The sequence below is a fragment of the Saccharothrix xinjiangensis genome, assembly GCF_039527585.1.
Lineage (GTDB): Bacteria > Actinomycetota > Actinomycetes > Mycobacteriales > Pseudonocardiaceae > Actinosynnema > Actinosynnema xinjiangensis.
Window position 1 is genome coordinate 103,459 of record NZ_BAAAKE010000006.1, and the last position, 15,459, is coordinate 118,917.

The 15,459-nt window shown below is 73.1% G+C and carries 13 protein-coding genes and 1 pseudogene; 9 read left to right on the forward strand and 5 right to left on the reverse strand.

Going from position 1 to position 15,459, the window contains the following annotated elements; translation table 11 throughout:
• Positions 1–6 precede the first annotated feature (6 nt).
• Positions 7–2,271, reverse strand: a complete 2,265-nt coding sequence (locus ABD223_RS15900) for a rhamnogalacturonan lyase (protein WP_344036997.1) — start codon at positions 2,269–2,271, stop codon at positions 7–9.
• A 183-nt stretch (positions 2,272–2,454) separates the two neighbouring features.
• On the opposite strand from ABD223_RS15900, the gene ABD223_RS15905 reads away from it, so the two are divergent.
• From ABD223_RS15905 to ABD223_RS15940, 8 genes are all read left to right on the forward strand, one after another.
• Entirely contained in the window at positions 2,455–3,744 is a 1,290-nt protein-coding gene (locus ABD223_RS15905) for an ABC transporter substrate-binding protein (protein WP_344036998.1), read from the forward strand.
• Between the two features lie 2 nt (positions 3,745–3,746).
• Entirely contained in the window at positions 3,747–4,700 is a 954-nt protein-coding gene (locus tag ABD223_RS15910) for a carbohydrate ABC transporter permease (protein WP_344036999.1), read from the forward strand.
• Positions 4,701–4,702: 2 nt separating this feature from the next.
• Positions 4,703–5,530: a carbohydrate ABC transporter permease gene (locus ABD223_RS15915; RefSeq protein ID WP_344037271.1), complete on the forward strand. Its 828-nt coding sequence runs from the start codon at positions 4,703–4,705 to the stop codon at positions 5,528–5,530.
• A 2-nt stretch (positions 5,531–5,532) separates the two neighbouring features.
• Positions 5,533–6,069, forward strand: a complete 537-nt coding sequence (locus tag ABD223_RS15920; RefSeq protein ID WP_344037000.1) for a hypothetical protein — start codon at positions 5,533–5,535, stop codon at positions 6,067–6,069.
• A complete protein-coding gene (locus ABD223_RS15925; RefSeq protein ID WP_344037001.1) occupies positions 6,066–7,955 on the forward strand; it encodes a DUF6807 family protein in 1,890 nt (629 codons plus the stop codon). The genes ABD223_RS15920 and ABD223_RS15925 overlap by 4 nt, the downstream gene beginning before the upstream one ends.
• A gap of 22 nt (positions 7,956–7,977) precedes the next feature.
• Positions 7,978–8,298: an L-rhamnose mutarotase gene (locus tag ABD223_RS15930; RefSeq protein ID WP_344037002.1), complete on the forward strand. Its 321-nt coding sequence runs from the start codon at positions 7,978–7,980 to the stop codon at positions 8,296–8,298.
• Between the two features lie 306 nt (positions 8,299–8,604).
• Entirely contained in the window at positions 8,605–10,845 is a 2,241-nt protein-coding gene (locus ABD223_RS15935; RefSeq protein ID WP_344037003.1) for a rhamnogalacturonan lyase family protein, read from the forward strand.
• A 109-nt stretch (positions 10,846–10,954) separates the two neighbouring features.
• On the forward strand, positions 10,955–11,095 hold the full coding sequence (locus ABD223_RS15940; RefSeq protein WP_344037004.1) for a hypothetical protein: 141 nt from the start codon (positions 10,955–10,957) through the stop codon (positions 11,093–11,095).
• 22 nt (positions 11,096–11,117) lie between these two features.
• On the opposite strand, the gene ABD223_RS15945 is transcribed toward ABD223_RS15940, so the two are convergent.
• Positions 11,118–12,044 (reverse strand): zinc-binding dehydrogenase, encoded by a 927-nt coding sequence (locus tag ABD223_RS15945; RefSeq protein WP_344037006.1) that lies wholly within the window; start codon positions 12,042–12,044, stop codon positions 11,118–11,120.
• 103 nt (positions 12,045–12,147) lie between these two features.
• Between ABD223_RS15945 and ABD223_RS15950 the strand changes: the two genes are divergently transcribed.
• Entirely contained in the window at positions 12,148–12,795 is a 648-nt protein-coding gene (locus ABD223_RS15950; protein WP_344037007.1) for a TetR/AcrR family transcriptional regulator, read from the forward strand.
• 49 nt (positions 12,796–12,844) lie between these two features.
• Here the strand turns inward: ABD223_RS15950 and surE are convergent, their stop codons facing one another.
• The 3 genes and pseudogenes from surE to ABD223_RS43855 form a co-directional block, all read right to left on the reverse strand.
• Positions 12,845–13,597, reverse strand: a complete 753-nt coding sequence (gene surE / locus ABD223_RS15955) for a 5'/3'-nucleotidase SurE (RefSeq protein WP_344037008.1) — start codon at positions 13,595–13,597, stop codon at positions 12,845–12,847.
• Positions 13,582–14,505, reverse strand: coding sequence for a 1-phosphofructokinase family hexose kinase (locus ABD223_RS15960; RefSeq protein WP_344037009.1), 924 nt, complete (start codon positions 14,503–14,505; stop codon positions 13,582–13,584). Before ABD223_RS15960 ends, surE begins: the two co-directional genes overlap by 16 nt.
• Before the next feature lie 45 nt (positions 14,506–14,550).
• A pseudogene (locus ABD223_RS43855) lies at positions 14,551–15,365 on the reverse strand (NsdA family TPR-like regulatory protein).
• Positions 15,366–15,459: the final 94 nt, after the last annotated feature.

Here is a 15,459-nt window from a genome sequence, read left to right on the forward strand (position 1 = left end):
TCAACCCTAGCGCGGCACCTCCGACCAGTCGGTGTCCGACGCGAGGTGGAAACCGGGGTAGGCGGGCTGGTTGTAGGTGGTCTGCTGCCGCGCCACGTCCACCCGGTACTGCGGGTCGTGCATCAGGGTGTACATCTTGTGGGCGGTCACCTCCGTGCTCACGTGCACGCGCAGCGCCGAGCTGTCGGCCGTGCGCACCACCAGCTCCTCCCGCCAGTCGCCGAGCACGTCGGCCACCAGCGACGGGTTGCCCTTGGTGCCGTTGTTGGTCAGCGTGCCGGTCGCGGTCAGCAGCGTGCCGCGCCGCCAGTCCCGCACGGTCGGTTCCGCCGCGCCCGAGCCGTCCACGACCTGCGTGGTGAGGTCGGCCGCCCACCGGATGCTCTGGTTGGTGCCCGGGATGGCGTCCGACAGGCGTCGCCCGTCGGCCGACCACAGGCCCACCGCGCCCGCGCCGCCCGGCGCCGACGCCCAGGTCTCCAGCCCCGGCACGTCCGGCAGCACGTCGCCCACCATGCCGCGCCCGGTGTCCGCCCCGGTGTAGCCGCCGTAGATCACCTCACCGGTGGACGCGTCGCGCAGCGTGTAGCCGTAGGGGGCGGAGCGGCCGCCCTCGTGCACCATGTAGATCTCCAGGCCGGGTCGGGCCGGGTCGACGTCGGTGACGTGCAGCGCGTCGCCGTGCCCCAGCCGCGCCGACTCGCCGGGGTTCGCGCTGCCCGGCGGCAGCACGCCGAACGAGCTGTAGCGCAGCGACCCGTCGTGGTCGATGGTGGCCGCCCCGTACACGACCTCCTGCTTGCCGTCGCCGTCCACGTCGGCGGCGCTGAGCGAGTGCGCGCCCTGGGTGGTCAGCCGGCCGTGCTCGGGCGAGGTGCCGTCGCGGCCGTGCACCGGGTCGTTGAACGGGTTGGCCATCGGCGTCCAGCCGCTGTCGACGAACCAGTCCCGCCGCAGGTCCCGGCCGTCCCACCGGTAGGCGGCCACGGTGCTGCGCGTGTAGTAGCCCCGGGCGAACACCGCCGAGGGCCGCTTGCCGTCCAGGTAGGCCACCCCGGCGAGGAACCGGTCGACCCGGTTGCCCGGCTCGATCCGGGCCAGGGCGTAGTCGCCCCACATCAACCCGTCGTCGTGGCGACCCGGCTCGTACCTGACGGTCTTCAGCTCCCGGCCGGTGGCCCCGTCGAGCACCGTCAGGTACTCCGGGCCGGACAGCACGAACCCCGCGAACGCCCGCAGGTTGTTGCGCGTGCTGCGGGAGGGCGCGTAGACGTCCACGAAGTGGTCCACCAGCGCCCGCGCGTCCGCGTCGGACAGCGGGTAGGCGTAGCGCGGCTCGATGCCGAAGGCCTGCTCCAGGGTGGCCGGCCAGCGCCCCGCCACCACCTCGGGGTGCTCGTGCCAGCCGCGGAAGACCCGGACCAGGTGCTCGTGGTAGCCGGCGGCGTCGAGCCGGTAGTCGTCGCGGTGCGAGTAGCCCGCCCGCACGTCCTCGCGCGGCATGGTCACGTGCCGCCGCACCGCGTGGCCGCGCCGGTCGTAGGAGGTGACCGAGGTGCCCGGCGCGGTCTTGAGCATCATCTCCGAGCGGCCGTCGCCGTCGAAGTCGTAGACCAGGAACTGGGTGTAGTGCGCGCCCGAGCGGATGTTCACGCCCAGGTCCACCCGGTGCAGCAGCGTGCCGTCGAACCGGTAGGTGTCCACATAGGTCGGCCCGGTGTAGCCGACCTGGGAGACGTCCTTGGAGTTGGACGGTTCCCACTTCACCACGTACTCGTAGTCGCCGTCGCCGTCCACGTCGCCGACGCTCGCGTCGTTGGCCGAGTACGTGTACGCCTCGCCCGCCGGGGTCACCCCGTCGGCGGGCTTGCGCAGCGGCAGGTCGTGGTGGCCGCCCTCCCACGGGGACACCGCGCCGCTCACCCCGATCGGCACGCCCCGCACCAGCGGGGCCACCCGGTAGTGCGAACCGCCCTCCCGGTCCAGGAAGTTGGTGCTGTCGGTGACCGTGGCGACCCGGCGGCCGTCGCGGTAGACCGCGAACGCCGGGCCGGCCAGGCCCGTGGCGGTGTGGCCGGTGACCTCGTGGCGCAGCAGCCGCCAGCTGAGGAACACCCCGGTGTCGGTGCGCACGGCCACCAGACCCCGGTCGAGGCGCTCCAGGCGGGGACCGCCGCCGCCGGCGGCGGCGGCGGTCGCCGGGGGAGCGGAGATCAGGAGTGTGGCCGCCGCCAGCGCGGCGAGCAGGCGACGTGGACGCGAACGGGTCATCGGCGGCCTCCAGGGGGCGCGACGGTGCGCGAGGTGCGTGACGACGCCACACGATGAACCGTTTCAAGGCGAAAGGCAAGCCCTCGGGAACTCTTTGAGGTCTCACTAGGAAAGCGCTATCCTTGACGTGGTGATGCGCCTCACCTACGTTGTTTGAACCGATTCAAACGAGAGGTGAGGGCGATGGGACGAGTGTCTCGCCGGAGCGCGGCCGGTCTGCTGGTCGGGCTGCTGACGACGACCGCCGCGCTGGCCGGGTGCGGTGGCGGCGACCCGGGCGACGGGCCGGTGACGCTGCGGTTCGTCTGGTGGGGCAACGAGGACCGCGCCGGGGTCACCAAGGCCGCCGTCGACGAGTTCCAGCGGCGCAACCCGGACATCAGGGTCGAGACCGAGTACAGCGGCTACGACGCCTACTTCCAGAAGCTGTCGACCCAGGTCGCCGGCGGCGCCGGGCCCGACCTGCTCCAGCTGGACCGGGCCACCCTGGGCGAGTACGCGAGCCGCAACGTGCTCGCCGAGCTCGACGAGTACGCGGGCAAGTCGCTCAAGGTCGACAAGATCCCCGCCAACCTGCTGGAGGGCGGCAAGGTCGACGGCAAGCAGTACTCCGTGGCCGCCGGCGCCACCACCCAGGTCCTGGTCTTCGACCCCACCCACTTCGAGGCGGCGGGCGCGAAGGTGCCGACCGCGCCGGGCGAGAAGTGGACCTGGGCCGAGTTCGCCGACGCCATGGGCAAGGTCGGCGCGGCCGGGACCGTCGCCGGCACCACCGACTTCGGCTGGGCCGTCGACTGGTTCGAGGTCTGGCTGCGCCAGCACGACAAGCAGCTCTACACCCCGGAGGGCGAGCTCGGCTTCACCGTCGAGGACCTGACCGAGTACTGGGAGATGATCGGCGCCCTGCGACCCGGCAAGGGCGTGTCGCCCGCCGAGGTGACCACCAAGATGGACGGCTCGGTGCAGAACTCCGGCATCGTCACCAAGCAGGCCGCCTCCGAGATCGGCTACGACTCCACCATCACCGGCTACTTCGGCGCGTTCGGGCCCAACCTCAAGCTGGCGCCGCTGCCCAGCGACGTCGCCGAGAGCGGCATGGCCGCGCTGCCACCGGTGTCCTTCGCCGTCGCCCGGCGCTCCGAGCACAAGGAGGCCGCGGTGAAGCTGCTGGACTTCCTGCTCAACGACCCCGAGGCGGGCAAGCTGCTCGGCGCGTCCCGCGGCGTGCCGCCCAACCAGGACATCCGCGCCCAGGTCTGCGCCGGCTCGACCGCGGCCAGCAAGGCGGTGTGCGACTACGAGGAGGCCCAGAAGGACAAGATCGGGCCCGCCTTCGGCGCCTGGCCCACCGGCTCCTCGGCCGTCAAGCGGGACTTCCAGCGCACCTACGACGACGTGATCTTCAACCGGGTCGGCGTCGCCGAGGCCGCCGCGCGCGTCGTCCAGGACGCCGAGCAGTCCCTGGGGTCCTGACCGTGACCCAGTCCGTGCTCACCCGGCCACCGGCCCGGGACGACCCGCCGCCGACGCCCTCGCGCGGGCGTCGGCGGCGCGGCCAGGGCGTCGCCTACCTGTTCCTGTCGCCGTGGATCGTCGGGGCGGTGCTGCTGACCATCGGCCCGATGGCCGCCTCGCTGTACCTGTCGTTCACCGACTACGACCTGTTCGACGCCCCGGACTGGGTGGGCGTCGACAACTACGTCACCATGTTCACCGGCGACGAGCGGTTCTGGCACGCGGCGTGGACCACCACCAAGTACGTGCTGTTCTCCGTGCCGCTCAAGCTGGCCCTGGCGCTGGCGGTGGCGCTGCTGCTCAACCGGCCCCGCCGCGGGGTCGGCCTGTACCGGTCGGCGTTCTACGCGCCGTCGCTGCTGGGCGCCAGCGTGAGCGTGGCGCTGGCGTGGCGGGCGCTGTTCTCCACCGACGGCACCGTCGACAGCGCGCTCGCCTGGCTCGGCATCGACACCGGCGGCTGGGTCGACCAGCCCCAGTACGCGCTGCTCACCCTGGTGGCGCTGGCCGCGTGGCAGTTCGGCGCGCCCATGGTGATCTTCCTGGCCGGGCTCAAGCAGGTGCCGCGCGAGCTGTACGAGGCGGCGGCGATCGACGGCGCGGGCCCGGCGCGGCGGTTCTTCAGCGTCACCCTGCCGATGCTCTCGCCGGTGATCCTGTTCAACCTCGTGCTGGAGACCATCAACGCCTTCCAGGCCTTCACCGGCGCGTTCGTGGTCAGCAGCGGGCGCGGCGGGCCCAGCGACTCGACCCTGCTCTACCCGCTGTACCTGTACCAGCGCGGGTTCACCGACTTCCGGATGGGCTACGCCTCGGCCATGGCCTGGGTGCTGCTGGTCGTGGTGGCGCTGCTGACCGCCCTGGTGTTCCGCAGCTCCAAGCGCTGGGTGTTCTACGCGGGGGAGGACCGGTGACGCTGTCGAGGAGGGTCCTGTGGCACGTCGTGGTGATCGGCGTGCTGCTGGTGCTGCTGTACCCGCTGGTGTGGCTGGTGTCCACCTCGTTCAAACCCGCCACCGAGGTGCTGTCCACGCTGTCGCTGCTGCCGCGGGAGCCGACCGGGGACAACTACGCGCAGGTGTTCGACGGCGTGGGCGAGTTCGGCGTGCTGCACTACTTCGGGAACTCGCTGCTGATCTCGGTCGGCGCGGTGGTGGGCAACGTGGTGTCGTGCTCGCTGGCGGCCTACGCGTTCGGGCGGCTGCACTTCCGCGGCCGGGGACCGCTGTTCGGCTTCATGATGATCACCATCATGCTGCCCCACCACGTGGTGCTGATCCCGCAGTACGTCATCTTCCAGCAGATGGACATGGTGAACACGTTCTGGCCCCTGGTGCTGCCCAAGTTCCTGGCCACCGACGCGTTCTTCATCTTCCTGATGGTGCAGTTCATCCGCACCCTGCCGCGTGAGCTCGACGAGGCGGCCACCCTGGACGGCTGCGGACCGGTGGGCACCTTCCGGCACGTGATCCTGCCGCTGCTGCGGCCGGCGCTGATCACCACCGCGATCTTCACCTTCATCTGGACCTGGAACGACTTCTTCTCGCAGCTGATCTACCTCAACGACGCGGAGAAGTTCACCCTGCCGCTGGCGCTCCAGCTGTTCATCGACCAGGCGACCGAGTCGGCGTTCGGGCCGATGTTCGCCATGTCGGTGCTGGCGCTGCTGCCCATCGGGTTGTTCTTCCTGGCGTTCCAGCGTTTCCTGGTCGACGGTGTGGCGACCTCCGGGCTGAAGGGGTAGCGATGAACGCGTGGGCGCGGCCGCTGGCACTGCTGGCCGAGGTGCTGCTGATCGGGGTGCTGGTGTGCCTGGCGGCGTTGCCGCTGGTCACGGCCGTGCCCGCGCTGGCGGCGGGAGCGGTGCTGCTGCGGGAGCTGGTCGAGGGCGGTCGCACGCCGACCGCGCGGCGCTTCGCCGTCCTGCTGGGGCGGGCCGTGCGCGACCCGGTCGCGGTGCTCGCGCCGCTCGCCGTGCTCGTGGTGGGCGCGCTGGACCTGCTCGCCCTGGCCGGCGGGCTGCCCGGCGCGGCGGCCCTGGGACCGGTGATCGGCCTGGCGCTGGCCGCCGCGGCGCTGGTGCTGCTGCGCACCGCCGCCCGGTGGTCGCCGGGCGACCGCTGGGCCGCGCTGCTCGCCCGGCCGCCGCTCGACCCCGCCGGGTACGCCTACCTGGCCGGCGCGCTGGCCGTGGTCGCGCTGGTGGTCGCGCAGGCGCCCGCGTTCGCGGTCGTCGCGCCCGGCCTGCTGGTGCTCGCCGCGGTCGCGGTGGAACGCCGGTGACGCCGCGCGTGGTGCTCGCCGGGGCCTCCGGGTACGGGCGGCTCTACCTGCGCGAGATCGCCGCCCTGGAGGCGGCCGGGCGGCTGGAGCTGGCGGGCGTGTGCGAGGTCGCGCCCCTGGACGCCGAGGCCCGGCGGCTCGTCGGCGACCGACCCGTGTCCGCCGACCTGGGCGCGCTGCTGCCCGCGCCCGGCGCGGCGGGAGGTCCCGTCATCGGCATCGTCTCCACACCCATCCACACCCACGTCGACCTGGCCCACCGCGTGCTGGCCGCGGGCGCGCACCTGCTGCTGGAGAAACCGCCGACGCCCACCCTGGAGGACTGGCGCGACCTGCTGCGCCGGTCGGCGCGCCGCGCGGTGCAGGTCGGCTTCCAGAGCCTGGGCTCGCACGCGCTGCGCCGCCTGGCGCACCTGGCGCGCTCGGGGGAGCTGGGCGAGGTCCGCGGCATCGGCGTGCGCGGCACGTGGTCGCGCGAGGACTCCTACTACACCCGCGCGCCCTGGGCCGGCCGCCGCACCCTCGACGGCGCGCCCGTCGTCGACGGCGCCCTGACCAACCCGTTCGCCCACGGCATCGCCACCGCCCTGGCCCTCGACGGCAGCACCGGCGTGGACGACGTGGCCGACATCGAGCTGGAGCTGCTGCGCGCCCGCGACATCGAGGCCGACGACACCTCGTGCCTGCGGCTGCGCACCCGCCGCGGCACGCCCGTGGTGGTCGCGGTGACCCTGTGCGCCGAGGTCGCCCGGGAACCGGTGCTCGTCGTCCACGGCGCCCGCAAGCGCGCCGAGCTGCACTACACGCGGCACGCGCTCGTGGTGGACGGCGTCGAGGAGCGGTTCGGGCACGACACCCCGCTGGCCAACCTGCTCGACCACCTGGCCGACCCCGCCGTGCCGCTGATCGCGCCGCTGGTCGACACCGGCGCGTTCATGCGCGTGCTGGAAGCCGTGCGCACCGCGCCCGACCCGGTCCTCATCGACCCGTCGTGGCTGCGCCGCAGCGGCAACCGGGTCGACGTCGACGGCGTCGACCACGCCGTCACCCGGGCCGCCGAGGGGCTGCGCACCTTCGGCGAGCTGGAGGTGCCGTGGTCGCCGCTGGGCGCCGCCGCCCGCTACGGCCGGGACGCCGGACGACTGCCCCTGGTCGTGCCCAGGCCCGCCCTGCACCCGGTGCGGACCCTCGGCGGGGTCGTGGTCACCGGCGAGCACCCCGACGACCACCCGTGGCACCGCGGCATCGGCCTGGCCCTGCCCGACGTCAACGGCGTCAACCTCTGGGGCGGCCGCAACTACGTCCCCGGCCAGGGGTACGTGCCCGGAGAGCTGGGCGTGGTCCGCGAGGTCGGCCCCGACGAGCTGGCCTGGTGCGACTCCGCCGGCGCGGTGCTGCTCACGGAGCGCCGGCGGGTGCGCCGCCGGCTCGTCGAGGGCGGCTGGGAGCTGGAGTGGACCAGCGTGCTGTCCGCCGACGCCGAGGTCGTGCTGCACAGCCCCGGCAGCAAGGGCCGCGCCGGCGCGGGCTACGGCGGCTGGTTCTGGCGGCTGCCCGACCTCGACCCGGGGACCGTGCACGTGCTCACCCCCGACGGCGCGGGGGAGGAGCAGGTCAACGGGCGTCCGGCGGCGTGGCTCGCGGTGGTCGTGACCGACGCGCGCCGGCCGTGGACGGCCCTGCTGTCCGGACCGACCGACCCCTGGTTCGTCCGGGTCGGCCAGTACCAGGGCATCGGCTCGGCGCTCGCCTGGGACCGGCCGCTGGTGCTGGGACCAGGCCGGTCGCGCGAGATCACCGTGCGGGCCGCGTTCCACGACGGCGTGCGCGTCCCCGAGGAGCTGCGGGCCCCCTGGCCCGCGCCCCGACCCGACAGTCCCGTGTGAACGACCGATTCCGGAGGTAGGCGTGCGACGTGTGTGCTTCCTGCTGCGGGTCCGCCCGGAGCGCCTGGAGGAGTACCGCGAGCGGCACCGCGAGGTGTGGCCCGAGATGCGCGAGGCGCTGCGGGAGACCGGCTGGGGCAACTACACCCTCTTCCTGGCCGACGACGGCCTCCTCGTCGGCTACCTGGAGACCCCGGACTGGGACGCCGCCCGGCGCGGCATGCGCGACCGCGAGGTCAACGACCGGTGGCAGGCGGAGATGGCCGAGTACTTCACCGCCCTGGACGGCGAGGACCCCGACGAGGCCATGCGACCGCTCGCCGAGGTCTTCCACCTGGACTGAAACCCCGCGCCACCGGGACGACCCCCATCCGGGCCGCCGCGCGCCACCGGCCCGGTGGCTGTCCACACCGGAGCCGGTGGTGCGGGAGTTCGGGCAGGGCCACCCGCCCATTGGTTCAGGCGTTGAACCGTTGTAGCCGCCGAAAACGCCTGGTCCCGCCAGGTGGTCCTACCGCCGTTCGAGACGGTGCATGAATCGTTTCATCCTTGACGCCGCGCTCGGCGCGGTGCTGTGATGTCGCGCAGGGCGTTACCCCGCCGCCGTCTGGGAGCGCTCCCAGGTCATCCGAGGACGAATGGAGCAACGGTGCTCACCAACTCGTTCGGAGTGCGGGCGATCGTCGCCGCCACGGCGATCAGCGCGCTGACGGGCGGCTTCGTGATCGCGGGGTCGGCGTCGGCCGCCCCGGGCTGCGGGGTCGACTTCACGGTGCAGAACAGGTGGCAGGGCGGGTTCTCCGCCAACGTCACGATCAGGAACCTGGGCGACCCGGTGGACGGGTGGAGCCTGGGGTGGACGTTCCCCGGTTCCGAGCGGTTCGGCCAGGGGTGGAACGCGGTGTTCTCCGCTTCGGGTGCGGGTGTGACGGCGTCCAACGTGGACCACAACCGGGTGATCCCGACGGGTGGTTCGGCGTCGTTCGGGTTCAACGGCACGATGAGCGGGACGGAGGTGGGGATGCCGTCGTCGTTCACGCTCAACGGCACCACGTGCACGGGCGGTGTCGACCCGACGACCACCACGACCACGAGTACGACGACGTCGACCACCACTACCACTACGACGACCACCACTTCGGCTCCCGCTCCGGTCGATCCGACGGGTCGCAAGCAGGTGGAGCGGTTGGACCGCGGTGTGGTGAGCGTGCGGTCGGGCAGCGGGAACCTGGTGAGCTGGCGGTTGTTGGCGGGTGATCCGCGGGATGTGGGGTTCAACGTCTACCGGGGTGGCACGAGGGTGAACTCGTCGCCGGTCACCGCGTCGACGAACTACCTCGACGGCGGCGCGGCGGCGGATGCCTCCTACACCGTGCGCGCGGTGGTGAACGGTGCGGAGCAGCCGGCGTCGCCGGCGTCGTTGTCGTTCGGTGCGGGGTATCGGGATGTGCCGATCCAGTCGCCGGGTTCGGGGTACAGCGCCAACGACGCGAGTGTGGGTGATCTGGACGGTGACGGTGACTACGAGTTCGTGCTGAAGTGGGATCCGGACAACGCGAAGGACAACTCCCAGTCCGGTGTGACGGGCAACGTCTTCATCGACGCCTATACCCTTCAGGGCACCCGGTTGTGGCGCATCGACCTGGGTCGCAACATCCGCGCGGGTGCGCATTACACGCAGTTCCAGGTCTACGACTACGACGGTGACGGTCGGGCCGAGGTGGCGATGAAGACCGCCGACGGCACGCGTGACGGTCGGGGCACGGTGATCGGCAACGCGAGCGCCGACCACCGCAACTCCGGCGGCTACATTCTGTCCGGCCCGGAATTCCTGACGGTGTTCAACGGCCAGACCGGCGCGGCGATGTCCACGGTCAACTACGACCCGCCCCGGGGCACGGTGGCCTCGTGGGGTGACAGCTACGGCAACCGGGTGGACCGGTTCCTGGCGGGCACGGCGTACCTGGACGGCGCACGTCCGTCGCTGATCATGGCCCGCGGCTACTACACCCGCGCCGTGGTCGCGGCGTGGGACTTCCGCAACGGCCAGCTGGTCAAGCGGTGGACGTTCGACTCCAACGCCTCGGGCAACTCCGGTTACGCGGGCCAGGGCAACCACTCGTTGAGCGTCGCGGACGTGGACGCCGACGGTCGGGACGAGATCGTCTACGGCGCGGCCACCATCGACGACAACGGCCGGGGCCTGTGGACCACGGGTCTGGGTCACGGCGACGCCGGGCACGTGGGCGACCTGGACCCGTCGCGTCCCGGCCTGGAGTACTTCAAGGTCTCCGAGGACACCTCGAAGCCGGGTTCGTGGTTCGCCGACGCCCGGACCGGGCAGCGGTTGTGGACCACCGCGAGCGGCAGCGACAACGGCCGTGGCGTGTCCGGGGACATCTACGCCGGCAGCCCCGGCGCGGAGTCCTGGTCCAACGCCGACGGCAACCTGCGCAGCCCGAGCGGCGCGAACGTCGGCCGCAAGCCCTCCTCGGCGAACTTCCTGATCTGGTGGGACGGCGACCCCACCCGTGAGCTGCTGGACCAGACCCGCGTCGACAAGTACGGCACCGGCGGCGACACCCGCCTGCTCACCGGCTCCGGCGTGGCCTCCAACAACGGCACCAAGTCCACCCCCGCGCTCTCCGGCGACATCCTCGGCGACTGGCGCGAGGAAGTCGTCTGGCGCACCAGCGACAACAGTGCGCTGCGCATCTACTCCACCCCCAACCAGACCGACCGGCGGATCCCCACCCTCATGCACGACACGCAGTACCGGGCCGCCATCGCCTGGCAGAACACCGCCTACAACCAGCCCCCGCACCCCAGCTTCCACATCGGCGGCGGCATGGCCACCCCGCCCTGGCCGGACGTGCACTACGCCGGCTGATCACGCTGCGCAGACCATGGCCCGCCTCGTGTGAGGCGGGCCATAGTCCGTTCGAGTGTGGAGCGACCCGAACGGGGTACTTGTCCATGAATCGAGTGGAGGTAAGACCATGGGCAAGCACCGACTGGGCACATCCGACGGCTCCCAGTGGGGCGGTCCCGACCTGCTCACCGGAGCCGCGACCCAGACCGACGCGGAGCGGGTCGAGCCGGTCTCGGAGCCCGTCGCCGAGGACCAGCGCCCGTGGTGACGGGCCGGCGCCCCCGGCCCGTTCAGTCCAGTTCCAGCACGGCCTTGCCGTGCAACCGCCGCTCCACCAGCGCCGACAGCGCGTCGTCGGCCTCGCGCCAGCTGCCCCGCCACGTCACGTTCGGGTCCAGCGAACCCGCGTGCACCCGCTCGGCCAGCCACGTCAGGTCCGGGCCGAGGTCCGGGCAGTCCAGCAGGAAGAACGTGGTGATCGCCCGGTCGTGCGTCCCCATGCCCTCGAAGGCCTCCGACGGGAACGTCGCGGGTTCACCCGACGAGCGGCCGACCGAGACCAGCGTGCCGCGCCCGGCGAGCCTGCCGTGGGCCCGGACCATCTGCGGCCCGCCCACCAGGTCCAGCACGCCGTGGACCGCGTCGACGAGTTCGCCCGGGTCGGCCAGCACCTCGTGCGCGCCGAGGGCGCGCAGGCCCGCGCCGTGGCGGTCCGGGTCGCCGGTGACGGCGACGACGTGCGCGCCGCCCTGGTTCGCCAGCTGCACGGCGTAGCGGCCGACGCCGCCGGTCGCGCCGGTGACGAGCACCCGACGACCCAGCAGGGGCCCGAGCCGGTGCAGGCCGCGCAGGGCGCTCAGCCCGGCGACCGGGAGCGTGCTCATCGCACCGAGGTCGGCCCCGGCGGGCAGGGCGCCGAGCAGGTCGGTGCGCACGGCCCGCAGCTCTGCCCAGCCGCCCGCCAGGTCCAGCGTGGACACCGGCGTGCCCGCCACGGGACCGGAGCCGTCGGCGGCGGCGCGTTCGACCACCCCCGCCGCGTCCCAGCCCAGCACCGCGCCGTCGGGCGAGCCGGGGACCAGCCCCTTGACCTCGCCGGAGTTCAACGAGGTCGCGGTGACGCGGACGAGCGCCTGGTCCGGGGCCGGCACGGGGTCGGGCGCCTCGCCGAGGCGCAGGCCCGAGGGGGTGGAGTGGTCGACGAGCAAGGCGCGCATGGCGGGTGTCCTCCCGGGAGCGCCGGCGGGTGCCGGCGAGAAAGTGCCACTGAGTGGCATAAGCCTATCAGGGGCTTTCGGTTCCTCGATTAGACTGCGCCCGGTGAGCACCACCTCCGACGCCCGCCCGCCGCTGCGCGAGCGCAAGAAGCAGCGCACGCGCGAAGCCCTGCTGGCCACCGGGCTGCGCCTGTTCACCGAACGCGGGTTCGCCGCCACCACGCTGGACGAGCTGTGCGACGCGGTCGAGGTTTCCAAGCGCACGTTCTTCCGCACCTTCGCGGGCAAGGAGGACCTGGTCAACGCACCGCTGCACGACCTGTGGACGCTCTTCCTGCGCGAGCTGGCCGTGGTGGAGCCCGAGGGCGAGCCGACCCTGGCGGAGTTCCTGCGCGGGGTGCTGCTGACCACCCTGGACGGGCTGACCGAGCCGGACTGGCCGCACCGCGTGCTGCTCTCGCGCAGGCTGGCCGAGCGCAACCCGTCGATCGAGGCGGACGGCCTGTACTTCTGCGACCGCACCACCCGCGCCGCCCTCGCCGTGCTGCGCGAGCGCTTCGACCTGCCCGAGGACCTGCCGGTGCTGCTGGCCATCGACGTGCTGATCGCCGTGTTCCACCGGGCGCAGGAGGCCTGGGCGGCCGGCCCCGCCACCCGTGAGGGCCTGCGCGAACACGTGGTCGCGGCCTGGGGCGCCGTGCCCGCCGGCCTGGACGCGCCCCTGCGCCCGACGGGTCCGACAGGGCGCTGAACAGGGCTGGGGGCCCGCATCCGCGCGGGCCCCCAGCCGTTCCGGGATGTCAGAGGTCGATACCGGGCTCCTCGCTCACCGACCGCAGCGGCGTCACCGTCGGGTGCCCCTCGGCCAGCAGCGCCGCGTCGCTGCCCGGCGCCAGGTCGCCCTCCACGAGCACCGAGGTGAGGTCGATCGACCCGTCGTCGGTGTCCTTGACCCGGCTCTGCACCGCGCCGAACTCCGCCAGGCTCGCCCGCTTCGGCTCGCCGACCTCCGGCCGGTTCGGCACGTTCAGGTTGAGCACCGCGCCCGGCGGCAGCGCGGCGAGCCGGTCGAACAGCCGCGCCGCCACCGCGACCGCCGCGTCCCAGTGGTGCTCCGCCCCGCCGTCCAGCGGCACGTCCAGCGACACCGCCATGGCCCGCACGCCGTTGATCGACGCGGTCAGCGCCGCGCCGACCGTGCCGGAGTGCAGCACCGCCCGACCGACGTTCGCGCCCCGGTTCACCCCCGACAGCACCACGTCCGGCGGGTCGCCGAACGCGCCCTGCGCCGCGACCATGGCGATCAGGCCCGGGTGGGCGGCCACGGCGTGCGCCGGCACGCCCGGCAGACCGGGCAGCTCGCGCCGGGTCACGCGCACCCGGCGGTCGTCCTCGGCGGCGGTCAGGCCCGCGCTGGTGCCGCTGGCCTCGCGCTCGGGCGCGGCGACCACCACGTCCCAGCCGTGGTCCCGCGCGCCGCGCGCCAAGGCGTGCAGACCGGGGGAGTCGATACCGTCGTCATTGGTGATGAGCACCCTCACGCCGCGTTCCATGGCTTCAGGGTTACCCGTTCGGTCAGCTCCCTCACCACGTCGCCGCTGCCGGTGCCCAGGCCGTGCCGGGTGATGTTGACCGCGCCCGCCGCCGCGCCCAGCCGCAGCGACTCCTCCAGCGACCGGCCCTGGGAGAGCCCGGCCGCCAGCCCGGCGGTCATCGAGTCGCCACCGCCCCGAGTGTCCACAGGGGACAGCGCCGGCACCTCGACCAGGTAGAACGACCCCTCGATCAGCGCCAGCGTCTCCTCGGCGGCCCGGGACACCACGACCGCCCGCGCGCCCGACTTCGTCGCGATCTCCCGGCACCCCTCCGCCAGGTCGGCCAGGTCGTCGGACTTCGCGTACCCGTCGGACGTCAGCTCCGTGTGGCTGACCTTGACCACCGCCGGACCACCCTCCATGGCGGCGGCGAGCCGCCCGCCGGACAGGTCCACCACCACCTGGCACCCGTTGCCGCCGAGGTCGCGGGTCAACCGCTCGTACACCGAGTCCGGCACCGGCTCGTCGTGCTCGGCGGGCCCGCTGAGCACGGCCACGCCCGCGTTCAGCCCCTCGACGAGCGTCATCTCGTACAGGTCGTCCAACTCGTGGCGGGTCAACGCGTCGGCGGGCATCCGCACCACCTGGTCGCGCCCGCCGTCGCGCCGGTCGTGCACGTACCCGCCGTTGCGGGCGGCCACCTCGCGGGCCTTGAGCTCCACACCGATCAGGTGGCGCAGCACGTGCCCGGTCTCACCGCCCAGCGCCGCGCACAGCACGACCTCCGAGCCCAGCGACTCGATCATCCTCGACTGCCACACGCCCTGCCCGCCCGCGTGGACGTGGATGTCCGGCGCGCCGTCCAGCTCCTCCACCGTCACCGTCAACTCCGGCGACGGCGCGAACACCACCACTCGACCCGTCATAAACGGACATCTACCCCATAGCGGCGCAACCGAAGCATGAGGGGATCATTTCCCGGTGCCGACGACCCGAGCGACCCGCCGGTTCAGCTCTCGCACGTCGGCCAAGCGGCCGTGCCGTCGTCCGGCGGTGGCGAGCTGCCTCGGCGCGGCGTCGACGCGATCGGAGCGCACCCCGCCGAGGGACTCCAGCGCGTCGTGCCCCAACGCGACCGCGTGGTGGGGGTCGTCGCGCGCCATGGTGAGCACCGCCAGGTTGGCCTTGGCCAGGGCCTTGCCCCGCGAGTGCCCTTCCGGGAACCGGGCGACGGACTCGGCCAGCCGCGCGCGGGCCTCCTCGTGCTCACCGCCGTTCAGCGCCGAGTGCAGGAGCGCCCGCCCGGAATCGCGTGCCAGGTGCGCCCGGTCGTAATAGGCGATCCAGGCGGGCTCGTTCCCGGGGGTGGCGGCCGCGAACAGGTCTTCGGCCTCCCTGACCGCCGCCCGGCAGTCGGCCCCGGCGAGACCCGGCGCGCGAGCACGGCGGGTGTGCACGACGGCGGCGACCTCCGGGCTCAAGCGGTCTGCGCGCACCGACGCGAGTTCGGCGAAGCTGAGCGCTTCGTCCGCCTCCCCCGGTGCACCGACAGATTGGCGAGACCGGACAGCGCTTTCGCGCGCATGGACCAGTCACCGGACTCGGTGGCGCAGCCGGCACCGAACCGGAAAGCCCGCTCGGCGTGGCCGTGCAACCCCGAGTCGAAGCACACCCCGGCGGCGGTGTCGGCCAGTTCGGCGACGGCCGAGAGCAGTTCGTTCCGGGCGCGCTCGGTCGCGAACACCCCTTCGGTCAGCTCGGCGGACGTCGACAGTTGAGCGACCACCGCCCGAGCGGAGAGACCGCCGCCGTACCGGTGGTCCTGCCGCCTGGCGGCGCCTTTCCGCTCTCAGCGGTTTCGACCTGCGCGAGTCGCGCGA